Below are 24,141 nucleotides of genomic sequence, written 5' to 3'. Positions count from 1 at the left end.
ATGATCAGGAAGCAACCGAACAGCGCAATGGTCCCGGGGATGCGGCCCATTTCCTCACGGACCATGTCGCCCAGCGAACGGCCGTTGCGGCGGGTGGACATGAACAGGACCATGAAGTCCTGCACCGCACCGGCCAGCACCACGCCGGCGATCAGCCACAGCGTGCCGGGCAAGTAGCCCATCTGCGCTGCCAGCACCGGGCCGACCAGCGGCCCCGCGCCGGCGATGGCCGCGAAGTGGTGACCGAAGAGTACGTGTTTGTTGGTCGGCACGTAGTCCAGACCATCGTTGTTGAGCACAGCCGGAGTGGCCCGATTGGGATCGAGCTGCATCACTTTATTGGCGATGAACAGGCTGTAGTAGCGGTAGGCAACAAGGTAGATGGCGACGGCTGCGACTACGATCCACAGGGCGTTGATCGCTTCGCCGCGGCGCAGGGCCACGACACTCAGCGCAATCGCTCCCAGGACAGCCACGGCAAACCAGGCGAGGTGTTTAGCCAGACGGGGCATAGCGTGTCTCCTGCCGACAGCCAGTGACTGCGGCGGTAATTTTTATAATTGTGTCCGCGGTGCGGAGCTGGCCCAATATCTGCGCATGACGTCCACAAATAAATCCGCGTTACTACGTACGTGGCGTCTACGTAGTTCTACGTAGAACACGCCCCACCCCTTGTAGGAGCGAGCTTGCTCGCGAAAAAGGTACAGCCGACGCCACTCAGCGCCTGGAATACCGTCGCGAGCAAGCTCGCTCCTACAAGGCGCCTCTTTGGCATATGATCCCGAGCCTTCGCGCGGGCAGGAGTCAACATGCAGCTCAAACACAAGATCGTCGCCCTCGGGATTCTGCCGCTGGTGCTGGCCATTGCCGTCATCTGCGCGCTGGTGATATCCCTCAACCGCCAATTGGGTGACCAACAGGCGCAACTGATCGAAGACAGCATTCTGGCGAGCAAGCGCGCGGAGCTGAAAAACTACGTGGAAATGGCCCAGAGCCTGATCGAGCCGCTGTACGACGACGGCCACGGTGATGCCCACGCCCAGCAACAAGTGCTGGAAGAACTGCGCAAGCTCAGCTTCGGCATCAACGGCTACTTCTTCGTCTACGACCACGAAGGCCGCAGCCTGATGCATGCCCGCCAGTCGGAACTGGTAGGCCAATACTTGTGGGACATGAAAGACCCCCACGGCCTGCCGGTGATCCAGGCGCTGCTGAAAAGTGCGCAATCGGGCGAAGGTTTTCAACGCTACGCCTGGAACAAACCCTCCTCCGGCCAGGTGACCGACAAACTCGCCTATGTGGTGATGCTCGATCGCTGGGGCTGGATGCTCGGCACCGGCATCTACCTCGAAGACGTCGAGCGCGCCACCCAGCAGGCCCGTGCCGAAGTGGCCATGGGCATCCGCAAGACCATGATGGCGATTGCCGTGGTCGCCCTGGTCGCGGTGCTGTTCGTGTTCGCCACCGGCATGACCCTCAATGTCAGTGAGCATCGACTGGCAGACAAGAAACTGCAGCGCCTGACCCAGCGCATTGTCAGCCTGCAGGAGGAGGAACGATCACGGGTGTCCCGCGAGTTGCACGACGGCATCAGCCAGGTGCTGGTTTCGATCAAGTTTCAGTTCGAACTGGCCAGCCATCTGCTGGAACGCGGACAAGCCAACGACAAGGGCTTGAATACATTAAAAGAAGCCACCGAGCGCCTGGGCGATGCCATCGGCGAAGTCCGCAGTCTATCCCACGACCTGCGCTCATCCTTGCTCGACACCCTTGGCCTGCCAGCGGCCATCGGCCAATTGGCCGCCGAATTCGAGCAGCGCAGCGGGCTGAGCGTGACCTATGACGAAAATGAATTCGACTGCCAACTGGTCGACGGCGCCGCTGTTGCACTGTTCCGCATCGTCCAGGAAGGCCTGACCAATATTGAACGCCATGCGCAGGCGAAGAACGTGTCCATTACCCTGCGCGGCTGCGAACAATCGGTGCGACTGACCGTGGTCGATGACGGTAACGGTTTCAACGTCGCCCAGGTCGAACGTCGTCAGGCCGGCATTGGTTTGCGTAACATCCGCGAACGCGTCGAACATTTTGGCGGACGCTTCGATTTGATCTCGATGCCGGGCAGAAGCGAACTAGACGTGCTGCTGCCGATGAAACCTGGCGCAAAGCGCTGATCCGGCCCCAAAAAACTACAAGAGTGAACAGCTGCGATGAACCTGCCCTCCCCGATCCGCGTCGCCCTGGTCGACGATCACTCCCTGGTCCGCGACGGCATCAAGGCGCTGCTGGCCGTGATGTCGCCCCTGGAAATGGTCGGCGAAGCGGAAAACGGCGCCGAGGCCATCGAGATGGTCGGACGTTGCCAGCCGGACCTGCTGCTGGTCGACATCAGCCTGCCGGACATGAACGGCCTGGAACTGACCCGCGTGCTGCGCAGCCAATACCCGTCGCTCAAGGTGCTGGTGCTGAGCATGTACGACAATTACGAATACGTCAGTGAATCGGTGCGCTCCGGCGCCAGCGGCTATGTGCTGAAGAACGCCCCGTCACGTGAAATCATCGCCGCCATCGAGGCCATCAGCAGCGGCGGAACCTTCTACAGCGCCGAAATCGCCCAGCGGCTGATCGCCGACAGGAACACCGACAACGAACTGACCCCGAGGGAAAGCCAGGTGCTGTCGAAGATGGCGCAAGGGTTGAACAACAAGGAAATGGCCCGGGAACTGGACATCAGCGTGCGCACGGTGGAGACACACCGCTTGAGCATTCGGCGCAAGCTCAACATCGACAAGCCGGCGGCACTGGTCAAGTACGCCATCGATCACGGGCTGATTTCCCGCTAACCCCTCCCTCCAGCCCCACCATCCTCTGTAGGAGCTGCCGCAGGCTGCGATCTTTTGATTTTCCAGATCAAAAGATCGCAGCCTGCGGCAGCTCCTACAGTTTTCGTACGGCCGAAAAATTCTTTCCTTCCTACCACCCGACGAGAAACTCACTCAAGGGACTTGCGTCATCGGTATTATGGTATACCATCAGACGCACAGACACCCAAAACCTCCTATGGAGCAGCTCATGAGTTTCGAAATCCGCAAGATCGTCAGCTATGTCGAAGAAACCTTTATTGAAGGCGGCAAAGCCACCGATAAGCCCGTGACCATGGTCGGTCTGGCCGTGGTGATGAAGAACCCCTGGCTGGGCAACGGTTTCGTCGAAGACCTGAAACCACAGATCCGCGCCAACTGCTCCGACCTCGGCGCACTGATGGTCGAGCGCCTGGTGGGCATCATCGGCGGTGCCGAGAAAATCGAGGCTTACGGCAAGGCTGCGGTGGTCGGAGCCGACGGCGAGATCGAGCACGCTTCGGCGGTGATCCACACCCTGCGCTTCGGCAACCATTACCGCGAAGCGGTCAAGGCCAAGAGCTACCTGAGCTTCACCAACAAGCGCGGCGGCCCGGGCACCTCGATCCAGATCCCGATGATGCACAAGGACGACGAAGGCCTGCGTTCGCACTACATCACCCTGGAAATGCAGATCGAAGACGCCCCGCGTGCCGACGAAATCGTTGTGGTCCTTGGTTGCGCCGACGGCGGCCGCCTGCACCCGCGCATCGGCAACCGCTACATCGACCTGGAAGAACTGGCAGCCGAAAAAGCCCAGTAACCGGCCAGCAGAACGACAACAAGAAGGCATTGCAGGAGCGCTCCATGATTCGGCTCACCGCTGAACTCACCCCGGCTGGCACCAGTTACCTGGCGACCGGCCAAGGCCAGCCCGTGGTCTTGATCCACGGCGTGGGCCTGAACAAAGAAATGTGGGGCGGCCAGATCGTTGGCCTGGCCACGAAGTACCGCGTCATCGCCTACGACATGCTCGGCCATGGCGCCAGCCCGCGCCCGGAAAGCGGCACGCCGCTGCTCGGCTATGCCGACCAGTTGCTGGAGCTGCTCGACCACCTGCAATTGCCCAAGGCAACGGCGATCGGTTTTTCCATGGGCGGGCTGGTGGCGCGGGCGTTTGCCCTGCACTACCCGCAACGCCTGGAAGGCCTGGTGGTGCTCAACAGTGTTTTCAACCGCAGCGCCGAACAGCGCGCCGGGGTCATCGCCCGCACCAGCCAAGCCGCCGAACACGGCCCGGACGCCAATGCCGAAGCGGCGCTGTCACGCTGGTTCAGCCGTGAATACCAGGCCGCGAACCCGGCGCAGATCGCCGCGATTCGCCAGACCCTGGCCGGCAATGACCCTCAGGGTTACCTGACCACTTACGAACTGTTCGCCACCCAGGACATGTACCGCGCCGACGACCTGGCCAGCATCCAGGTACCGACGCTGATCGCCACCGGCGAACTGGACCCCGGCTCGACCCCGGAAATGGCCCGGCAACTGGCCGAACGCATTCCCGGTGCGACCGTTGCCGTGCTCGCCGAGCAACGGCATATGATGCCCGTAGAGTCTCCGCGCTTGGTCAACCAGCTGTTGCTGGAGTTTCTGCAGACCGCGCACTCCAAACAAAACCAGATCAAGGGGATCGTTGCATGACACTCGCACGCTTCCAGATGTGCATCGGCGGTGAATGGGTCGATGCCCTGTCCGGCAAGACCTTCGAAAGCCTCAACCCGGCGCTGGCCGAGCCTTGGGCCGAATTGCCCGATGCCGACGAAGCCGATGTCGAGCGCGCCGTACAAGCCGCGCAAACCGCTTTCGACAGCCCGGCATGGCGCGGTTTGACCGCCACCGCTCGCGGCAAATTGCTGCGACGCCTGGGCGACCTGATCGCCGAGAACAAGGAACAACTGGCGCAGCTGGAAAGCCGCGACAACGGCAAGCTGATCCGCGAAACCCGTGGCCAGGTCGGCTATCTGCCAGAGTTTTTCCACTACACCGCAGGCCTGGCGGACAAGCTCGAAGGCGGCACGCTGCCGCTGGACAAGCCGGACCTGTTTGCCTACACCGTGCACGAAGCCATGGGTGTGGTCGCGGCGATCATTCCGTGGAACAGCCCGCTGTACCTGACGGCGATCAAACTGGCCCCGGCCCTCGCCGCGGGCAACACCATCGTGATCAAGCCGTCGGAACACGCCTCGGCGACCATCCTCGAACTCGCGCGCCTGGCGCTGGAAGCCGGGATTCCGCCAGGGGTGGTCAACGTTGTCACCGGTTACGGCCCAAGCACCGGTGCCGCCCTCACCCGCCATCCGCTGGTGCGCAAGATCGCCTTCACCGGCGGCGCGGCCACGGCGCGGCATGTGGTGCGCAGCAGCGCCGAGAACTTCGCCAAACTGTCGCTGGAGCTGGGGGGCAAATCGCCGAACATCATCTTCGCCGACGCCGACCTCGACAGCGCGATCAACGGTGCCATCGCCGGAATCTATGCCGCCTCCGGGCAGAGCTGCGTCTCCGGTTCCCGCTTGCTGGTGCAGGACGAGATCTACGACGAGTTCGTCGGCCGTTTGGTGGAACGCGCCCGGCGCATCCGCATCGGCAACCCCCAGGACGACAGCAGCGAAATGGGCCCGATGGCCACCGCGCAGCAACTGGCCGTGGTCGAAGGCCTGGTGGCCGACGCGATTGCCGAAGGTGCGCGTCTGCGCCTGGGCGGCAAGCGTCCGCAGAATCTGGGCGACGGCTGGTTCTACGAGCCGACGCTGTTCGAGTGCGACCGCAACTCGATGAAGATCATGCAGGAAGAAGTCTTTGGCCCGGTGGCCTCGGTCATCCGTTTCAAGGACGAAGCCGAAGCGCTGGCGATTGCCAACGACTCGCAGTTCGGCCTCGCCGCCGGCATCTGGACCCGTGACCTGGGCCGCGCCCATCGCCTGGCCCGGGACGTGCGTTCGGGGATCATCTGGGTCAACACCTACCGCGCGGTCTCGGCTATGGCGCCGATCGGCGGCTTCAAGAACAGTGGCTATGGACGCGAAAGCGGCATCGATTCGGTGCTGGCCTACACCGAGCTGAAAACGGTGTGGATCAACCTGTCCCAGGCACCGATGCCTGATCCATTCGTGATGCGCTAGGAGTCCTGGAAAATGATCGAACCCGGCATTTACAAAGACGTGATGAGCTCGTTCCCGTCCGGGGTCACGGTGGTCACCACCCTGGACCCGGACGGCGGCATCGTCGGCATCACCGCCAGCGCCTTCAGTGCGCTGTCGATCGACCCGGCACTGGTGCTGTTCTGCCCCAACTACGGCTCCGACACCTACCCGGTGCTGCGCGACAGCAAGCAGTTCGCGATTCACCTGCTGTCCGCCGACCAGACCGCCGAAGCCTATGCCTTCGCCGGTAAAGGCAAAGACAAGGCCAAAGGCATCGAGTGGCACTTGAGCGAACTGGGCAACCCGATTCTTGCCAAGGCGACGGCGATCATCGAGTGCGAACTGTGGCGCGAATACGACGGCGGTGATCACGCGATCATCGTCGGCGCGGTGAAGAACCTGATCCTGCCCGCGCAACCGGTCACGCCGATGATCTACCACAAAGGCAAGCTGGGGCCGTTGCCCACCCTGGCCTGACACAGTCCCTGTAGGAGCGAGCTTGCTCCGGGCGGCGTTCCGACGATGGTCGTGAACGATAACGCGTGCTGCCTGGAAACAAGCGTCGCCTTGAAGTTCATCGCGAGCAAGCTCGCTCCTACAGGTAGAGCACAGCAGCCACCTATAATTTTCCCAGGAGCCGGCATGAGCCCAGCAGCCTCGCAACTGTTCCGCCAACAGGCCTACATCAATGGCCAATGGCTGGACGCGCCGGATGGCGCCTGTCAGGACATCTTCAATCCGGCCACCGGTGAACTCATCGGCCGGGTGCCGAACCTCGGCGCCGAACACGCGCGCCTGGCTATCGAGGCCGCCAACAAAGCCTGGCCGGCCTGGCGCGCGCTGACCGCCAAGGAGCGCAGCAATACGCTCAAGCGCTGGCATGCCTTGATGCTGGAAAACGCCGACGCCCTGGCACACATCCTCACCCTCGAACAGGGCAAGCCACTGACTGAGGCCAAGGGCGAAGTCCTCTACGCCGCGAGCTTCATCGAGTGGTTTGCCGAAGAGGCCAAGCGCATCTACGGCGACACCATTCCCAGTCACAAGGGCGATGCGCGCATCGTGGTCAGCAAGGAACCGATTGGCGTCGTCGCGGCCATCACGCCGTGGAATTTCCCGGCGGCGATGATCACCCGCAAGGCCGGTCCGGCGCTGGCGGCCGGTTGCCCGTGCATCGTCAAACCGGCCCCGGAAACACCGTTCTCGGCACTGGCCATGGCCGCACTGGCGGAACAGGCCGGCATTCCAGCGGGCATCTTCAACGTCATCACCGGCGACGCCATCGCCATTGGCGGTGAGCTGACGGCCAGCCCGCAGGTGCGCAAACTGTCATTCACCGGTTCCACGGCCATCGGCAAATTGCTGATGGCCCAGTGCGCGCCGACGCTGAAAAAAGTCTCGCTGGAGCTGGGCGGCAACGCGCCGTTCATTGTCTTCGACGACGCCGATCTGGAGCGCGCCGTTGACGGTGCGCTGATCGCCAAATTCCGCAACGCCGGGCAGACCTGCGTCTGCGTCAACCGCTTCCTGGTGCAGGACGGCATCCACGACGCCTTTGTCGCGCGCCTGGCCGAACGGGTTTCGCAACTCAAGGTCGGCAGCGGTTTCGATGATGGCATCACCCAAGGGCCGTTGATCAATGAGCGTGCCGTGGCCAAGGTGGAAGACCATGTGCAAGACGCCCTGGCAAACGGCGCACAATTGCTGTGCGGCGGCGAACGTCATGCGTTGGGCAATGGGTTCTTCCAGCCAACCGTGTTGGCAGGCGTTACCCCGCAAATGAAAGTCGCCCAGGAAGAAACCTTCGGCCCACTGGCCGCCGTGTTCCGTTTCGACACCGAGGCCCAGGCCGTCGAGATGGCCAACGACACCGAATTCGGCCTCGCCGCCTACTGCTACACCCGCGACCTGGGCCGCGCCTGGCGCATGAGCGAGGCGCTGGAGTACGGCATGGTCGGGATCAACGAAGGGCTGATTTCCACCGAGGTCGCGCCATTTGGCGGCATCAAGTCCTCGGGGCTGGGCCGTGAAGGGTCGAAGTACGGCATCGAGGATTACCTGGAACTCAAATACACCTTGATGGGCGGCCTCTGAGCCCACGGGAGCTACGCAAATGAACAACGAAAAATACGAAAAAGGCCTGAAGATCCGCACCCAGGTGCTGGGCGAAGCCTACGTCAATCGCTCCATCGAGAACGCCGACGACTTCACCCGGCCATTGCAGGAAATGGTCACCGAATATTGTTGGGGTCATGTCTGGGGTCGTGAGGGTTTGTCGCTCAAGGAGCGCAGCATGATCAACCTGGCGATGATCTCGGCCCTCAACCGGCCGCATGAACTCAAGCTGCATGTGCGCGGCGCCTTGCGTAACGGCCTGAGTCGTGAGCAAATACGCGAAATACTGCTTCAGGTCGGCATTTACTGCGGTGTCCCCGCTGCCGTAGACAGTTTCCGGCTCGCCCGTGAAGCCTTCGCCGAAGCCGATGCCGAGGCCTCCAGTTAACCCTTGGCTGTTTGATCTGACCGGGCACCCAGATTCCCGTAATCGAAGTGCTCTTTTTGCATGGACAGCCACAATCAGAGCGGACCCCATGAAACGCCTGCCACTCGACGACAGCTTCAAGGTCAATCGCAACCCCGTTACCCTGCGCGAAATCGTGCTGGATAAACTGCGAAGCGCCATCATGAACTTCCAGCTCCTGCCGGGAGACCGTCTGGTCGAACGCGATCTGTGCGATCGCCTGGGCGTCAGCCGTACTTCCGTGCGCGAAGCCTTGCGTCACCTGGAATCCGAAGGCCTGGTGGAATTCGCCGACGCCAAGGGCCCACGGGTCGCGATCATCACCCTGGCCGATGCCGTGGACATCTACGAGCTGCGCTGCGTACTCGAAGGGCTGATCGTGCAACTGTTCACCCTGCGCGCCAAGGCCAAGGACATCAAGGCCCTGGAAAAAGCCCTGGAAGAAAACCGCAAGGCGCTGAAGGACGGCGAACTGCAACAGGTCATCGACTCGGTCCAGGGTTTCTACGATGTGCTGCTCGAAGGTTCGGGCAATCATGTCGCGGCCACTCAACTGCGCCAGTTGCAGGCACGCATCAGCTACCTGCGCGCGACCTCGGTGTCCCAGCAAAACCGTCGCAGCGCCAGTAACCAGGAAATGGAACGCATGGTCGAAGCGATCAAGGGCGGTGACCCGCTGGCCGCCCACCAGGCGTGCGTCGACCACGTGCGAGCGGCCGCTGCCGTGGCCCTGGACTACCTCAAGCGCAAACAGGAAGAAACCGGCGCCACGCCGCAGATCACCCTGCCCATCGCGCTGAAAGAACCGCGCATAGGTCGCTGAAATGTTCAGCCCGAGCTTTTGCCCCAAGTGTGGCAACGCAGACCTTAAGTCACAGTTACCGCCGGGCGATACGCACGAGCGCCTGATGTGCCGCGGCTGCGGCTACATCCATTACGTCAATCCGAAGATCATTGCCGGCTGCATCATCGAGCAGGACGGCAAGTACCTGTTGTGCCAGCGCGCGATTCCACCGCGCCCCGGCACCTGGACCCTGCCGGCGGGCTTCATGGAAAGCGGCGAGACCACCGAGCAGGCCGCGCTGCGGGAAGTCTGGGAAGAAAGCGGCGTGCGTGCGGAAATCGTCTCGCCCTATTCGATCTTCAGCGTGCCCAAGATCAGCGAGGTGTACATCATCTTCCGCGCCATCGCGCTGGAGATTACCGGGCAGTACGGGCCGGAAACCCTCGACTACAAGTTCTTCGCGCCTGAGGAGATTCCCTGGGACAGCATCTACTACCCGGCGATCCGGCAGATCCTTGAACGTTATATCGAGGAACGTCAGGCTGGGGTGTATGGCATCTACATGGGCAATGACGACAGCGGGAAGATTCACTTTATTCGCTGATAGTTGTGGGTTTTGACCTGCCACCTGTGGGAGCAAGCTTGGTCCGGGCGGCGTTCCGACGATGGCTTTGTGTCAGGTGATGATTGTTTTGTGGGTGTACATATCCGTTGCTGCGGTCACGGCCGCTATTGGTTCCGCCCGTACGGCGGGTCACTTGGAAGAGCGGAACGCCGCCCGGCCCCAAGTAACCAAGGGCTCTTGCCCCTGACGTTCGGCCTCACGAGGGGCGTACACCGCAACAGCGCCCGAGGCGGCCTTACCGGCCGGCCTGGTTCGTCATGCGTACGCATTGCCCAGTAGGAGCTGGTAGGAGCTGTCGAGTGCAATGAGGCTGCGATCTTTTGGCTGTATTACTGACAATCAAGATCAAAAGATCGCAGCCTTCGGCAGCTCCTACGACGTGATACATCCGCGAAATCAGATCGGCTGACCGGCCGCCAAGATCAAACAACTCCAACAACCCCATCCCCATGCATCTGCCGCAACAACCTCAGACCACCCTCGAAAAACGCCGATGAACCAACCTGCCCCGCCTCGACCGCCAATCCTTGCAACTGTTCACGCCCGGTCACTTCGGGAAACTCGTCAATTCTCTGCAACAACCGCCACGCCAACGGACTCAATTCAGAAAACCTCACACTCCAGTCCTCCGCCCGACGCACCAGCAGCAATGTCGGCTGATCAGGCAAAGCGTCCGGCTGATAATCCGGCCCCACCCGCTGCACCGGCCAGGCATACGCCAACGGCCAGGCCAGCGCCGACACCTGCAACGGCCGTTCCAGCAGCAACGCAGCATCACCGGCAACCAGAGGCTCGGCGTCGGACTGTTGCAAGGCCATTTCCACCCACTCGTAATGCGCCAGCTCCACCATGAACGGTGGCCACGGCCCATCGCTCAATGCTTGTGGCCCGGCCGCGAGAAATTCGACAAACTCCTGGGCGATCTCACCAAATTTCGGCGTACGGGCGCGATAGTCCCGCAGAAAAATCCGTACCAGTGAACGCCAGTGCTCATCCCCCAGGATTTTCAGCAATACCGGAAAGGTGCCACTGAGCAATGACGACAGATTGGCAAACACCAGGTCGCGGTACACTTGCGCCCGGGCAGGGTCCATTTCGGCCGGTGGCGCGAAATGCTCGGGATCACGCAGGTACCGGCCCATGGTGCTTTGCTGGTGATGCAACGATTGTTTATCCACGGTTCAAACCTCCTGTTGCAGGTGGCGAATGGTCTGCAACTCCGCCACCAGTTCGGCGAATGCCGGAAAATTGAAATCGCGCTCCAGCAAGGTCGGCTGAACACCGAACCGGGCGTAGGCCTGGGCTAGCAACGACCACACCGCCGGCTTCACCGAAGCGCCATGGGTGTCGATTTTCAAGGTATCGGACTCGTCGAAATGCCCGGCGATATGCATCGCCACCACCCGGCCCGCATCGATGCCCGCGAGAAACGCCTGCGGCTCGAAACCGTGGTTGATCGAGTTGACGTAGACATTGTTGACGTCCAGCAGCAGGTCGCAATCAGCCTCGCGCAACACCGCATTGGTGAACGTGACCTCGTCCATGTCCCCTTGGGGCGCGGCGTAGCAGGAGACGTTTTCCACCGCCAGTCGCCGGCCAAGGATGTCCTGGGCCTGACGGATACGCGCGGCGACGTGGTGCACCGCTTCTTCGGTAAACGGCAACGGCAACAGGTCGTACAGGTGACCGTCATCGCTGCAATAGCTCAAATGCTCGCTGTACAGAGGCACGTTGTAGTGATCGAGAAAACCCCGGACTTCCTGCAAAAACCCGACGTCCAGCGGCGACGCCCCGCCCAGGGACAGGGACAGGCCGTGACAGGACAACGGATAACGCTCGGCCAGCGCCCGCAGCGCCGCACCATGGGCACCGCCGATGCCGATCCAGTTCTCCGGCGCGACTTCCAGAAAGTCGAAATGTCCGGCCGGGGCCGCTTGCAGTTCTTTGAGTAAACCGCGACGCAGGCCAAGCCCTGCGCTGGCCCTGGCTACGGGGGCAATGAATGTCTGCATGGTGTCGATCTCGCATGTGTCCAGGATTGCGGGCAGGTGCCCGCCTTGAGACACAGTTAATCGAAGGGGTGTATCAGGACTGTGTTCGACAGGGGTCGACAGTGGGTGTCTGTGTATCGAAACCGGGGTTGGACACAATGGAATACACAACTCAAATCCCTTGTGTGAGCGAGCCTGCTCGCGATAGCGGATTTACATTCAATGCTAATGGTGGCTGATCCGCCGCCTTCGCGAGCAGGCTCGCAGACAGGGGTTTAGTGCCAGTCAGGGGGGCTTTCGTCGCTCGAGACAGCAGTACACACGCCCCGGACTAAACTCAACGCACACAGGGCCCGCTTGGCGTCCTGCACACTCCCACGACCACCGCCCAGCGGCGAACGCCTCGCCAATACAATGCCTCTGGACCGTGATCCTGCTGAAGGAGCACACGTGATGGACGAGGCCAGACTTAACGATTTCATGGGCAAACTGGTAAACGACATGGGCGGCGCGGCGATGCTCGCCAACGTCATCCTCGGTGAAGAGCTCGGCCTGTACCGGGCGATGGCCGACAGTCAGCCCATCACCCCCGAAACCCTTGCCGGGAAAACCGGCTGCAACACCCGCCTGCTGCGCGAATGGCTCAGCGCCCATGCCGCCTCCGGCTACATGGAACACCATGACGGCCAATTCCGCCTGCCCGAAGAGCAAGCCATGGCTTTGGCAAACGAAGACTCACCGGTCTATGTGGCGGGCGGGATCAGCGTGGTCGCGTCGTTTTTCCACGACAAGGACAAGCTGGTCAACGCCATGCGCGGCAACGGCGCCCTGCCCTGGGGCGATCACCATCCGTGCATGTTCAGCGGTACCGAACGCTTCTTCCGCCCTGGCTACAAAGCCCATTTGGTCGCCGAATGGTTGCCGGCCCTCGACGGTGTGGTGGCCAAACTGGAAGCCGGGGCCAAAGTGGCGGACATCGGCTGCGGCCATGGCGCCTCGACGGTGATCATGGCCCAGGCGTTTCCGGATTCGCGCTTCGTCGGTTTCGACTACCACGCGCCGTCCGTTACCGTCGCCACCCAACGCGCCGAAGAAGGCGGTGTGTCCAGCCGGGCCAGGTTCTTCCAGGGCACGGCCAAAAGCTACCCCGGCAGCGACTACGACCTGGTCTGCTACTTCGACTGCCTGCATGACATGGGCGACCCGGTGGGTGCGGCCAAACATGCTTATGAATCGCTGAAGGACGACGGCACGGTGCTGCTGGTCGAGCCCTACGCCAACGACTTGCTCGACGACAACGTCAACCCGGTCGGGCGCCTGTTCTACGCGGCCTCGACCTTCATCTGCACGCCCAACTCGCTGTCCCAGGAAGTAGGTCTCGGCCTCGGTGCCCAGGCCGGTGAAGCGCGGTTGCGCAAGGTGTTCAGCGAGGCTGGATTCAGCCGTTTTCGCCGGGCCACGGAAACGCCGTTCAACCTGATTCTGGAGGCGCGTAAATAATCCCCGCCGTATCCCTGTAGGAGCTAGCTTGGTCCGGGCGGCGTTCCGACGATAAACGCGATCACACCGCTGGGTGTCAGGCTTACAGTGTTATCGTTGACGACCATCGCGAGCAAGCTCGCTCCTACAGGTTTACCGGCATGCTCGACCGCCAGACCCGTGACCAACTCGATCGACTCCATCAGCTCATGGCGGATCAGCCGTTTGCCGTGCTGACCGGTGCCGGTATCAGCACGCCCTCGGGCATCCCGGATTATCGCGACAACCAGGGCGTGCGCCGGGGCCGGCAGCCGATGATGTATCAGGAATTTCTCTCGGCCCCGGAGTCCCGGCGGCGCTATTGGGCGCGGGCGATGCTCGGCTGGCCACGGGTGCGTCTGGCGCAGCCGAACGTGGCCCACGACACCCTGGCCCGTTTGCAAGGCACGCGGCAGATCAGCGGGTTGATCACCCAGAACGTCGACACGCTGCACGACCAGGCCGGCAGCCATGACGTGATCGAGCTCCACGGCAGTCTGCACCGGGTTTTGTGCCTGGATTGCGGTCGGCACAGCGAGCGCGATTCGATCCAGCGCCTGATGGAAACACAGAACCCGTACCTGGCCGGCGTCGACGCGGTACAGGCGCCGGACGGCGACACCTTGCTAGACCCGGCCTTCGAGGCACGCTTCCAGGTCCCGCACTGCCCGCATTGTGCCGGGGAACGGATGAAGCCGGATGTGGTGTTCTTTGGCGAGAACGTCGCGCAGGCCACGGCGGCCAAGGCGATGGCGGCCGTCGAACAGGCTGCGGGGCTGTTGGTGGTCGGCTCGTCGTTGATGGCCTATTCGGCGTTTCGCTTGTGCCGGGCGGTGGTGGATCAGGGCAAGCCGTTGATTGCGATCAACCTGGGCAAGACCCGGGCGGATGAGATGCTGGATTTGAAGATCGAGGGGGCGTGCGAGCGGTTGTTGCCAATATTGGCGAAGCTACTTGGCAACTGACGAAACCCGATCCCTGTGGGAGCGAGCTTGCTCCGGGCGGCGTTCCGACGATGAGGCCAGCACATTCAGAAAATTTGTTGGCTGATCCACCGTCATCGCGAGCAAGCTCGCTCCCACAGGGTCCGGCGCACATTCAAGAAAATCGTTGCCCAAGGTTTTCCTCTTTCAGCACATCAAACAACGCCTGCGCCGCCGCCGACAGTTCTCCTCCAGGCAACGTCAGCACCCCAAGCGCCCGCTCCACCACCGGATCGCGCAAGGTAATGCAACGCGCGCCCAGCTCACGCATCTGCCCGGCACACAAGGCCGGCACCGCGCTCACGCCCAGGCCACTGGCGACCATGCGCCCGACCGTCGCCAGTTGATGGCTTTCAAACTCCACCGGCAATTTCATGCCGCGGGCCTGCAAATGCTCTTCAAGCATGACCCGCACGGTGGACGGTCGCTGCAAGGTAATGAACGGTTCCTTGAGCAAGGTCTGCCAGTCGATGTCATCGAATTCGGCCAGTGCCGAATCCAGGGGCACCACTGCGACGAATCGGTCGATGTACAACGGCGTGAATTGCAGCGACGAGCTCATGGTCGGCTCGAACGCCACCCCCAGTTCAACCTGGCGGTCACGGACCATTTCCAGCACCTGCTCGTTGATCACGTCATTGACCGTCACGTTGACGTTCGGATAACGGGCGCGGAAGGTCTTGAGGATCGGCGGCAGCAGGTTGCCGGCGAACGACGGCATCGCCGCCAGGGTCACGCGTCCGCGCTGCAGGGTAAAGCGCTGGCGCAACTCATCTTCGGCATTGTCCCAGTCGGCGATCAACCGGCGCGCGAGCGGCACCAGGGATTCGCCTTCGGCGGTGAGCGCCACGTTGCGCGTGGTGCGGGTGAACAAGCGCCCGCCCAGGCCCTCCTCCAACGCCTTGATGGTCAGGCTCAGGGCCGATTGCGACAGGTGCAGGCGTTCGCAGGCCACGGCAAAGCTCAGGCTCTGGGCCACGGCCAGAAAGGCGCGGATCTGCTTGACGGTCATACTCGATTTCTCCCGGGTATTGTAGGAGCTGCCGAAGGCTGCGATCTTTTGATCTTGATCCAAAAGATCGCAGCCTTCGGCAGCCCCTACAGATTGTTGAGTTTTATCTATTAATTAACCTTAAAAATCAACTTAACAAATGAATACTCCGGCGAGACACTCCATCCCATTCGGCTAGCCAGCCGCCCACAAAGAATAAAAGAGGTGCATATGGCAGGTTTCGACAAGCGCGTGAGTTCCTACGAGGAAGCCCTGGCAGGTCTTGAAGACGGCATGACCGTGATCGCCGGCGGCTTCGGCCTGTGCGGGATCCCGGAAAACCTGATCAACGAGATCAAGCGCAAAGGTACTCGCGACCTCACGGTGGTTTCCAACAACTGCGGCGTCGACGGTTTCGGCCTCGGCGTACTGCTGACCGACCGCCAGATCAGCAAAGTGGTGGCGTCCTACGTCGGCGAAAACAAGCTGTTCGAAGAGCAACTGCTCAAAGGCGAAATCGAAGTCATCCTGACCCCGCAAGGCACCCTCGCTGAAAAAATGCGCGCAGGCGGTGCCGGCATCCCGGCCTTCTTCACCGCCACCGGTGTTGGCACTCCAGTTGCCGAAGGCAAGGAAGTCCGCGAATTCCATGGCCGCAAGTACCTGATGGAAGAATCCATCACCGGCGACTTCGCCATCGTCAAAGGCTGGAAAGCCGACCATTTCGGTAACGTGATCTATCGCCACACCGCCCAGAACTTCAACCCGCTGGCCGCCACTGCCGGCAAGATCACCGTGGTCGAAGTCGAAGAAATCGTCGAACCCGGCGAGCTGGCCCCGGCGCAGATCCACACCCCTGGCATCTACGTCGACCGGATCATCTGCGGCACGTTCGAAAAGCGCATCGAACAGCGCACCGTGCGTAAGTGATCCCCTGCCCCCGGACCGAATGAAGGAATAACGACAATGGCACTTTCCCGCGAACAAATGGCTCAACGCGTCGCCCGCGAAATGCAGGACGGCTTCTACGTGAACCTGGGCATCGGCATTCCGACCCTGGTCGCCAACTACATCCCCGAAGGCATGGAAGTCATGCTGCAGTCGGAAAACGGCCTGCTGGGCATGGGTCCTTTTCCTACCGAAGAAACCATCGATGCCGACATGATCAACGCCGGCAAGCAAACCGTGACCGCACGGACCGGCGCGTCGATTTTCTCCTCCGCCGAGTCCTTCGCGATGATCCGCGGTGGCCATGTCGACCTGACCGTGCTGGGCGCCTTTGAAGTGGACGTGCAAGGCAACATCGCCTCGTGGATGATCCCCGGCAAACTGGTCAAGGGCATGGGCGGCGCAATGGACCTGGTTGCCGGCGCCGACAACATCATCGTCATCATGACCCACGCGTCCAAGGATGGTGAGTCCAAGCTGTTGTCCCAATGCAGCCTGCCGCTGACCGGCGCCGGGTGTATCAAGCGCGTACTGACTGATCTGGCTTACCTGGAAATCGAAAACGGCGCGTTCATTTTGAAAGAGCGTGCACCGGGTGTCAGCGTCGAAGAGATCGTTGCCAAGACTGCCGGTAAACTGATCGTGCCGGACCACGTTCCGGAAATGCAGTTCGCTGCCCAGTGAGGAATCATTCCATGCAAGAAGTCGTCATTGTTGCCGCCACGCGCACCGCGATCGGCAGCTTCCAGGGTTCACTGGCCAATGTGTCCGCGGTTGACCTGGGCGCTGCGGTGATCCGCCAGCTGCTGGCGCAAACCGGCCTGGACCCTGCGCAAGTCGATGAGGTGATCATGGGCCAGGTGCTGACCGCCGGCGCCGGGCAAAACCCTGCGCGCCAGGCCGCGATCAAGGCCGGCCTGCCCTTCGCCGTGCCAGCCATGACCCTGAACAAGGTCTGCGGCTCCGGTCTCAAGGCCCTGCACCTGGGCGCCCAGGCGATTCGCTGCGGCGACGCCGAGGTGATCATCGCCGGTGGCCAGGAAAACATGAGCCTGGCCAACTACGTCATGCCCGGTGCCCGTAACGGCCTGCGCATGGGTAACGGGCAAATCGTCGACACCATGATCAGCGATGGCCTGTGGGATGCGTTCAACGATTACCACATGGGCATCACCGCCGAGAACCTGGCCGAGAAGTACAGCCTGACTCGCGAGCAACAGGACGCGTTCGCCGCCGCCTCGCAGCAGAAAGCCGTGGCCGCGATCGAAGCCGGGCGCTTCGTCGATGAAATCACCCCGATCCTGATCCCACAGCGCAAGGGCGATCCGCTGTCCTTCGCCACCGACGAACAGCCACGGGCCGGCACCACCGCCGAATCCCTGGGCAAGCTCAAGCCTGCCTTCAAGAAGGACGGTTCGGTGACCGCCGGCAACGCTTCGTCGCTGAACGACGGTGCCGCGGCCGTGATCCTGATGAGCGCGGAAAAGGCCAAGGCCCTCGGCCTGCCGGTGCTGGCGAAAATCGCTGCCTACGCCAACGCAGGCGTTGATCCGGCGATCATGGGCATCGGCCCGGTGTCGGCCACCCGCCGTTGCCTGGACAAGGCCGGCTGGAACATCGACCAGCTTGAGCTGGTTGAAGCCAACGAAGCCTTCGCCGCGCAATCCCTGGCGGTGGCCAAGGACCTGGAATGGGACTTGAACAAGGTCAACGTCAATGGCGGCGCCATTGCCCTGGGTCACCCGATCGGTGCCTCAGGTTGCCGTGTACTGGTGACCCTGCTGCATGAAATGCTCAAGCGTGACGCCAAGAAAGGCCTCGCCACCCTGTGTATCGGTGGTGGTCAGGGCGTGGCACTGGCGCTCGAGCGGGCTTAAAGCGTTCAACAGACGGCGCGGGGACCCACGAAGATCCGTCGCCGCCTGGCAACACACCCGGTGCGATGCAAGTCGCACCGGGTTCTTTTTTGCCTGCGTTTTTTCAGGTGGACCGCGTTATCGTTAGGCCCTATCTGTCACCCCAAAAACTGCAGAATCAACCATGGCGGATTGGCCCCATCGCGGGATGCCCAAAAAATCGTATGCGCAAAGACCTTTCGCACAATTTCCAAAGGGCTCGAATTTTGTATACAAAATTCACATACACATAAAGCAATCTACCCGATGCAATGTTACCGTTGCCACCTCACTCAGGTCGGAGACGTGCGCGTGTTGATCCTTAAACTGCTGGTGATTCCAGGCTTCCTGCTACTGATTTCCCTGGCTGGTAAACGCTGGGGGCCGAGCGTGGCCGGCTGGTTATCGGGGTTGCCGGTGGTGGTCGGGCCGATTCTGTTGTTCCTCGCCCTTGAACAAGGCGAGGCGTTCGCTGCGCAATCGGCCACCGCTGCGCTGTCGGCCATGTTCGCGATGATTGCGTTTTGCGTGACCTACGCCCAGATCGCACAACGGGCCGGGTGGCCGCTGGCGTTGCTGATCTCGCTGTCGGTCTGGGCGCTGGTGGCGGTTGTCCTGTCGCTGATCCCGGCCTCCCTGGTGTTTTCGGTGTGCGCCGCCGCCACCGCGTTGCTCGCCGCGCCGTACCTGTTCCCCACCGTGCAACCGGTGCTCAGCGGCCCGGCACCGAAATCCGACAAGCTCTTGCTGCGCATGGGGGCCGGTGCATTGCTCACGCTGGTCGTGACGCTGCTGGCCAGCACCGTCGGCGACCGCTGGAGCGGCCTGCTGGCGGTGTTCCCGGTATTGGGTAGCGTGATGGCGGTGTTCTCCCAGCAAACCCGTGGCCCGGCCTTTACCGCCGCGTTGCTACGCGCCACCGCCACCGGCATGTACTCGTTCGCCGCCTTCTGCCTGGTGTTGGCGCTGGCCCTGCCGACGATGGGAATGAACGCTTTTGTGCTGGGCATCGCGGTATCGGTGGCCATGCTGGGCGTGACCAAACGCCTGCTGGCGCGGCCGGCCGCTCCGACGACACACACTGAAGGCGCTGCCATCAAACGCTAGGCTGCATCGGGTCATCGGGATGTCCTCAGCATAGGTGGGTGCTCGGCCAAGGTGACCGCTCGGTAGAGCACGCTGGAATGCATCACAACCTCCATGGGATGATCGCGCCCCACCGCGCGCCCACCCCTGGAGATCCCGATGTCATTGTTGAGTAAAAAAGCCCTTGTCCTGCTGCTGGCAGCCGCTACCGGCCTTGGGGCTTTGAATGCGCAGGCCGCCAAGGCCACTTCCAGCGATGCGCCCGCCCAGAAAGTCTCGATGCTCGGCAGCAAGTTCACCTTCAACCTGCCCAAGGGTTTCATCGCCAACCCGCTGCCGGCCAGCCCGGAGGGTGCGAGCGGCACCCTGTACAGCAATGAAATCACCAAGACCGTAGTGATCGCCGCTGAAAACACCCTGCCCAACGGTGTCAGCGTCAAGGATAACGACGGCAGGTTCCTCGACGGCACCGTGGCCGATTTCGATGCGGCGCAACACAAATCCCTGCCTGACTACAACAAGCTCAGCGAGAAAGCCCTGACCCGGAAAACCGGGTTGGGCCTGCGCCAGGTCGACGGCACTGCAACGCAGGGCGGTGGCATGACCCTCACCACCACGCTGATGGCCGCATCCGGCACTCGCATGGCGGTGATCCAGGTGATTTCCCGCCCAGGTGACATGGCGGCCCACGAAACCCTGGTCAAACAGATCGTCAGCGGAAAATAAGGCTCAGGGGTTGAGACGCTGCAACCAGGCGCTCAAATCCTGTATCTCGTCGGCGCTGATGTTATGACCGACACCGGGGTAGCCGTGGAACTCGGGTTCGAGTGACACGCTCTGCAACAGGCTGTTGGCTTCGGTGCCGTCGCTGTAGGGAAGGCGTTTGTCCTGCTCGCCATGACCGATGAAGATCGCCAGCGACTGGCGTTTTTCATCCGGTACAAGCTCGGACTTGAGCACCGGCAGAATTCGTCCGCTCAACGCTGCGATCCCACCGAGCGCCTCGGGATGCCGCAGACCCACTTCGTAGGACATGATCGCGCCCTGGCTGAACCCCACCAGGAACACCTTCTCGGGTTCGGTGTGATATTTCTTCGCGGCCTGTGCGACGAAGTCCAGCAGTAACTGGCCGCTGGACTTCAGATCATCGGTCTCGCCGTTGTAAGCCCCTTCGCCCTTCTTGCGGAACCACTGGTAACTGCCCTCCTGCATCACCATCGGCGCCCGCACCGACAGGTAGGTGTAGGCCGCGGGCAAGTCATCCTTGATGCCGAACAGGTCCTGCTCGTTACTGCCGTAACCGTGAAGGAAAATCACCAGGGGTTGATGGTTCGAATCGGCGCTGGCCTGCTCCAGGTACTTGAGCGGCAAGTCGGTTTGCAGCGGAGTTTGGGCGTGGACGGCAGTGGATACCAGGAGCGTGAGCAGCGCGAGAATCTTCAACATGGGTCTTCCTTCACGGAATGCAGGATTCGCGCAAGAGCCTAACACTGGTCAGTAGGGCAGGAACATCTCAGGCGCGTCTGATGCCGCCTTCGCGAGCAAGCTCGCTCCTACAAGGATTGCGCAATCCCTGTAGGAGCGGGCTTGCCCGCGATGAGGCCCTGACGGGCAATGAAGATTCCGAAGTCAGTCGTTAATCAACTTCCCCACCCGAATCGGCTCACGCCCCGCCACCTTCGCCTGCCAACTGCCCGGCTGGGTGTAGCGCCCACGGTCGATGGCGAACAGCACGCCGCTGGTGCCGGCCTGCACGGTGGTGACCTTGTCGCTCAACGGGTCAACTACCTCGAACAGCGCATCGCCCTTTTCCACCCACTCCCCGGCCTCACGCAGGAAGCTGACCACGCCGTGATGCGGGGCGAACAGGTATTGGGTACCTTCGAATGGCATGCCTTCACAGCAGTCGGCCGGTGCCGCCGGCCAGATGCCGGAGATGAAACCCTGCTCGGCGAGGAACCCGAGAATGGCCTCGCAATTGGCCTGGGCCTGATCGACGCGGGTGTCTCCCATGCTGCCCAGCTCCAGCGTGGTCGCCAGGTTGGCCGGTGGAATCGCCGCCGTCGGGAACGCCCTGGCCAGGCGCAACCATGGCGAAGAACAGGATTCATCGAACGAACTGCCGCCGGAGTCTTCACACAACAGCGCCACGCCGGCCTTCAGGCGCGCCGCCAGAGATTGCCATTGCGGCCAGTGCTGCGGCAACGCGTAGATGTGGATCGCGGCGTCAAAGTCGCAATGCAGGTCGAGGGTGATGTCGGCGTCGCAGGCATGGCGCAGCAACAGACGGTGCATCGCCTCCAGCTGCGATGTCGCGGCCGGCAAACCGTCAAGGACCTGGCCCATGGCCTGGCGGATCAGCGCGATGTTGGCCTGGGCATCGCTGCCGAGACGATCACCGATCAACGCGGCCACCGGCGCACTGAGTTCGACGAACGAGCGGTTGAAGTTCTTGCCGCTGCCCAGCTCGAAGCGCCCCATGTGGCTGCCTTGCAGGTGCTGATCGAGGCCAATGGGATTGGCCACCGGCACCAGTTCGATCACAGCGTTCAATTGTCCCTGTTGTTCAAGTTCGGTCAGGCGTTTCTTCAACTCCCAGGCCGTGCGCATGCCCGGCAATTCGTCGGCGTGCAGGCTGGCCTGGATGTACACCTTGCGCGTCCCCGCGCCATAACGAAACACGCTGAGGGTGCGCTCGGTGCCCAGGTGGCTCCAGGGAAGTTTATGGTCGATGCGTTGCATGGGAAACTCCTACAGAACCTGTAGGAGCGAGCTTGCTCGCGATGGGCTCACCGGCGCCGCGTTTATCCAATGACAACGCGTCATCGTTAACGTCCATCGCGAGCAAGCTCGCTCCTACAGTTGGGATATGTGTCAGGCAGGATAGATCAGGAACACAAAAAAAATGGCAACCGCGCCAACGGTTGCCACTTTTTCAACCCGCTCGCTTACTCGCCGTAAACGTCAAACTTGAAGTACTTGTCCTGCACTTGCTTGTACTTGCCGTTGGCGCGGATTTCGGTGATGGCGGTGTTGAACTTGTCCGCCAGTTCCTTATCACCCTTGCGCACGGCAATGCCGGCGCCGCCACCGAAGTATTTCGGATCGTTGTACTCAGGGCCGACGAAGGCAAAACCTTTACCGGCATCGGTTTTCAGGAAACCGTCGTCCAGGTTGACCGAGTCGGCCAGCAACGCGTCAATGCGGCCGGAGACCATGTCCAGGTTGGCTTCCTGCTGGGAGCCGTAACGCACCAGGACAATCCCCGCCGGTTGCAATACTTCAGTGGCGAAGCGGTCGTGGGTACTGGCGCGCAGGACACCGACTTTCTTGCCCTTGAGCTCGGTCAGCGGGTCCTTGACGTCACTGCCTTCCTTCATCACGAAGCGCGCAGGGGTGTGGTAGTACTTGATGGTGAAATCGACGTTCTTCTTGCGGTCGTCAGTGATGGTCATGGACGACAGGATGGCGTCGATTTTCTTGACCTTCAGCGCAGGGATCAGGCCGTCGAACTCTTGCTCGACCCAGGTGCACTTGACTTTCATCTGCTCGCACAGCGCGTCGCCGATGTCCACGTCGAAACCGGTGAGTTTGCCATCAGGGGTTTTCATCGAGAATGGCGGGTAGCCGGCTTCGATGCCGATGCGGATCGGCTTGGCGTCATCAGCCACGGCGGTCAGGGACAACATCGACAGTGCCAGGGCACCGAACATCACTAGCTTCTTCATTTATAACTCCTGTGTGCGGAGGCTTTTATTGGCAGCTTCGATTGGCAGCGTTCGGTCATCGCTTTGTGAGCGGGAACCGAAGTGGCCGGCAGTCTAGAGCGGTGACAGGAGGGCAAATTACGCTGAGGCGACAAATATTTACAGAAAAATGGCGGCGGGATGGATGTATTGAGGTGCTCGCGCCATGACGGGGCAAAGTCTGTCAGACAAGTCGCGTTTTCAGCACAAACCTGCAGCGTTTGCGGCTGCATCCGACGGAATGAGCCGACTGGCGATGCTGGATGTTTTACGGCACATTGAGTGCCCTTGCGTCCCATCGAGACTAGCGTAATGCCCACGTTGAACCTGATCCAGCACCACCCCGCCGAAGGTCCGGGTGCCATCGCCATCTGGGCCGAATCCCGAGGGCTGACGCTGAAGGTGTTTCGCGCCGACCTCGGCCAATTGCCGCCCGTCAGCGCCGATCCCGTGATCCTCTTGGGCGGGCCTTATGAATCCAATGCCGGTCCGGCCTGGCTGGAAGCCGAACGGCAATGGCTCGCAGGCAGTCTCGATCAGGACGCGGCTGTGTTCGCCATTTGCCTGGGGGCACAGTTGCTGGCGTTGAGCCTGGGCGGGAATGTACGGCGGATGGACCGGACCGAAACCGGATGGACTACCGTGAGCTTTATCGATGGGCAAACGCTGAAGGTGCTGGAGTGGCACGAAGACGCCATCCACCTGCCGCCTGCCGCGCAGCTATTGGCCAGCAGCGAGCACTGTGTGCAGCAGATGTACCGCGCCGGGCCGACGCGGCTGGGGTTGCAGTTTCATCCGGAGTGGAATGCCGAATCGGTGGCCTTGCTCAATGCGCATTTTGGCGATGAGTCACCGTTGCCACGGGGTGAGCAGGAGACTGAGGCTTACGCAGCGGTGGCCAAGTGGTTGGAAGCGACACTGGATGAGTGGTGGGCGGCCGGAAATCAATAAAAAAGATCAAAAGATCGCAGGCTGCGCCAGCGCCTACAGGCACCGCAATCCAATGTAGGAGC

25 protein-coding genes are annotated in these 24,141 nt (G+C 61.8%); 18 read left to right on the top strand and 7 right to left on the bottom strand.

Annotated elements, in window-relative coordinates; translation table 11 throughout:
- Positions 1–512, bottom strand: a 512-nt coding sequence (locus tag AC1DKH_RS24560; RefSeq protein ID WP_477799568.1) for a carbon starvation CstA family protein, incomplete at its 3' end; no start/stop codon positions are given.
- Between the two features lie 297 nt (positions 513–809).
- On the opposite strand from AC1DKH_RS24560, the gene AC1DKH_RS24555 reads away from it, so the two are divergent.
- The 10 genes from AC1DKH_RS24555 to AC1DKH_RS24510 all read left to right on the top strand — a co-directional run bounded on the left by AC1DKH_RS24555 (position 810) and on the right by AC1DKH_RS24510 (position 9,949).
- Positions 810–2,174: a cache domain-containing protein gene (locus tag AC1DKH_RS24555; protein WP_477799567.1), complete on the top strand. Its 1,365-nt coding sequence runs from the start codon at positions 810–812 to the stop codon at positions 2,172–2,174.
- Between the two features lie 36 nt (positions 2,175–2,210).
- A complete protein-coding gene (locus tag AC1DKH_RS24550; protein WP_057396633.1) occupies positions 2,211–2,843 on the top strand; it encodes a response regulator in 633 nt (210 codons plus the stop codon).
- Between the two features lie 229 nt (positions 2,844–3,072).
- Positions 3,073–3,663, top strand: a complete 591-nt coding sequence (locus AC1DKH_RS24545) for an amino acid synthesis family protein (protein WP_007978708.1) — start codon at positions 3,073–3,075, stop codon at positions 3,661–3,663.
- A 44-nt stretch (positions 3,664–3,707) separates the two neighbouring features.
- Entirely contained in the window at positions 3,708–4,541 is an 834-nt protein-coding gene (locus AC1DKH_RS24540; RefSeq protein ID WP_477756092.1) for an alpha/beta fold hydrolase, read from the top strand.
- Complete coding sequence (locus AC1DKH_RS24535; RefSeq protein ID WP_477756091.1) at positions 4,538–6,019, top strand: aldehyde dehydrogenase; 1,482 nt, start codon at positions 4,538–4,540, stop codon at positions 6,017–6,019. Before AC1DKH_RS24540 ends, AC1DKH_RS24535 begins: the two co-directional genes overlap by 4 nt.
- Positions 6,020–6,031: 12 nt before the next feature.
- A complete protein-coding gene (locus tag AC1DKH_RS24530; RefSeq protein ID WP_090456302.1) occupies positions 6,032–6,517 on the top strand; it encodes a flavin reductase family protein in 486 nt (161 codons plus the stop codon).
- Positions 6,518–6,682: 165 nt separating this feature from the next.
- The gene (locus AC1DKH_RS24525) at positions 6,683–8,134 is read left to right on the top strand and encodes an NAD-dependent succinate-semialdehyde dehydrogenase (RefSeq protein ID WP_477799566.1); all 1,452 of its coding nucleotides are present in this window, start codon (positions 6,683–6,685) and stop codon (positions 8,132–8,134) included.
- A 19-nt stretch (positions 8,135–8,153) separates the two neighbouring features.
- Positions 8,154–8,543, top strand: a complete 390-nt coding sequence (locus tag AC1DKH_RS24520) for a carboxymuconolactone decarboxylase family protein (protein WP_007991919.1) — start codon at positions 8,154–8,156, stop codon at positions 8,541–8,543.
- An 88-nt stretch (positions 8,544–8,631) separates the two neighbouring features.
- Positions 8,632–9,384: a GntR family transcriptional regulator gene (locus tag AC1DKH_RS24515; RefSeq protein WP_477755914.1), complete on the top strand. Its 753-nt coding sequence runs from the start codon at positions 8,632–8,634 to the stop codon at positions 9,382–9,384.
- A gap of 1 nt (position 9,385) precedes the next feature.
- Entirely contained in the window at positions 9,386–9,949 is a 564-nt protein-coding gene (locus tag AC1DKH_RS24510; protein WP_477799565.1) for an NUDIX hydrolase, read from the top strand.
- 443 nt (positions 9,950–10,392) lie between these two features.
- Here AC1DKH_RS24510 and AC1DKH_RS24505 read toward each other — a convergent pair whose 3' ends face one another.
- On the bottom strand, positions 10,393–11,148 hold the full coding sequence (locus AC1DKH_RS24505; RefSeq protein ID WP_477799564.1) for an HvfC family RiPP maturation protein: 756 nt from the start codon (positions 11,146–11,148) through the stop codon (positions 10,393–10,395).
- A gap of 3 nt (positions 11,149–11,151) precedes the next feature.
- A complete protein-coding gene (locus AC1DKH_RS24500; RefSeq protein WP_477799563.1) occupies positions 11,152–11,982 on the bottom strand; it encodes an HvfB family MNIO-type RiPP peptide maturase in 831 nt (276 codons plus the stop codon).
- 432 nt (positions 11,983–12,414) lie between these two features.
- Between AC1DKH_RS24500 and AC1DKH_RS24495 the strand changes: the two genes are divergently transcribed.
- On the top strand, positions 12,415–13,461 hold the full coding sequence (locus tag AC1DKH_RS24495) for a class I SAM-dependent methyltransferase (protein ID WP_477755918.1): 1,047 nt from the start codon (positions 12,415–12,417) through the stop codon (positions 13,459–13,461).
- A gap of 140 nt (positions 13,462–13,601) precedes the next feature.
- Positions 13,602–14,444, top strand: coding sequence for an NAD-dependent protein deacetylase (locus AC1DKH_RS24490; protein WP_477799562.1), 843 nt, complete (start codon positions 13,602–13,604; stop codon positions 14,442–14,444).
- 133 nt (positions 14,445–14,577) lie between these two features.
- Here the strand turns inward: AC1DKH_RS24490 and AC1DKH_RS24485 are convergent, their stop codons facing one another.
- Positions 14,578–15,474, bottom strand: a complete 897-nt coding sequence (locus AC1DKH_RS24485) for a LysR substrate-binding domain-containing protein (protein WP_477799561.1) — start codon at positions 15,472–15,474, stop codon at positions 14,578–14,580.
- Between the two features lie 210 nt (positions 15,475–15,684).
- Between AC1DKH_RS24485 and AC1DKH_RS24480 the strand changes: the two genes are divergently transcribed.
- The 5 genes from AC1DKH_RS24480 to AC1DKH_RS24460 all read left to right on the top strand — a co-directional run bounded on the left by AC1DKH_RS24480 (position 15,685) and on the right by AC1DKH_RS24460 (position 20,108).
- A complete protein-coding gene (locus AC1DKH_RS24480; RefSeq protein ID WP_477799560.1) occupies positions 15,685–16,383 on the top strand; it encodes a CoA transferase subunit A in 699 nt (232 codons plus the stop codon).
- Positions 16,384–16,419: 36 nt separating this feature from the next.
- Positions 16,420–17,085 (top strand): CoA transferase subunit B, encoded by a 666-nt coding sequence (locus AC1DKH_RS24475; RefSeq protein WP_008026717.1) that lies wholly within the window; start codon positions 16,420–16,422, stop codon positions 17,083–17,085.
- An 11-nt stretch (positions 17,086–17,096) separates the two neighbouring features.
- Positions 17,097–18,278 (top strand): acetyl-CoA C-acetyltransferase, encoded by a 1,182-nt coding sequence (locus AC1DKH_RS24470; RefSeq protein WP_477799559.1) that lies wholly within the window; start codon positions 17,097–17,099, stop codon positions 18,276–18,278.
- A gap of 330 nt (positions 18,279–18,608) precedes the next feature.
- Complete coding sequence (locus tag AC1DKH_RS24465) at positions 18,609–19,403, top strand: hypothetical protein (protein WP_477799558.1); 795 nt, start codon at positions 18,609–18,611, stop codon at positions 19,401–19,403.
- A 138-nt stretch (positions 19,404–19,541) separates the two neighbouring features.
- Positions 19,542–20,108, top strand: coding sequence for a DcrB/PsbP domain-containing protein (locus AC1DKH_RS24460; protein WP_477799557.1), 567 nt, complete (start codon positions 19,542–19,544; stop codon positions 20,106–20,108).
- Between the two features lie 3 nt (positions 20,109–20,111).
- Here the strand turns inward: AC1DKH_RS24460 and AC1DKH_RS24455 are convergent, their stop codons facing one another.
- The 3 genes from AC1DKH_RS24455 to AC1DKH_RS24445 form a co-directional block, all read right to left on the bottom strand.
- Positions 20,112–20,828 carry an alpha/beta hydrolase gene (locus tag AC1DKH_RS24455; RefSeq protein WP_477799556.1) on the bottom strand — a complete coding sequence of 239 codons (717 nt, stop codon included), beginning with the start codon at positions 20,826–20,828 and terminating at the stop codon, positions 20,112–20,114.
- Positions 20,829–21,011: 183 nt separating this feature from the next.
- On the bottom strand, positions 21,012–22,124 hold the full coding sequence (locus AC1DKH_RS24450; protein ID WP_477799555.1) for a succinylglutamate desuccinylase/aspartoacylase family protein: 1,113 nt from the start codon (positions 22,122–22,124) through the stop codon (positions 21,012–21,014).
- A gap of 206 nt (positions 22,125–22,330) precedes the next feature.
- Entirely contained in the window at positions 22,331–23,110 is a 780-nt protein-coding gene (locus tag AC1DKH_RS24445) for an ABC transporter substrate-binding protein (protein WP_477760334.1), read from the bottom strand.
- Positions 23,111–23,440: 330 nt separating this feature from the next.
- On the opposite strand from AC1DKH_RS24445, the gene AC1DKH_RS24440 reads away from it, so the two are divergent.
- Positions 23,441–24,079 (top strand): type 1 glutamine amidotransferase, encoded by a 639-nt coding sequence (locus AC1DKH_RS24440; RefSeq protein WP_477799554.1) that lies wholly within the window; start codon positions 23,441–23,443, stop codon positions 24,077–24,079.
- The last annotated feature ends 62 nt before the right edge of the window (positions 24,080–24,141 follow it).

The organism is Pseudomonas sp. 05L36, from assembly GCF_056398125.1.
The sequence above is the reverse complement of the archived record's forward strand: the minus strand, read 5'-3'. Positions and strand labels throughout refer to the sequence as shown.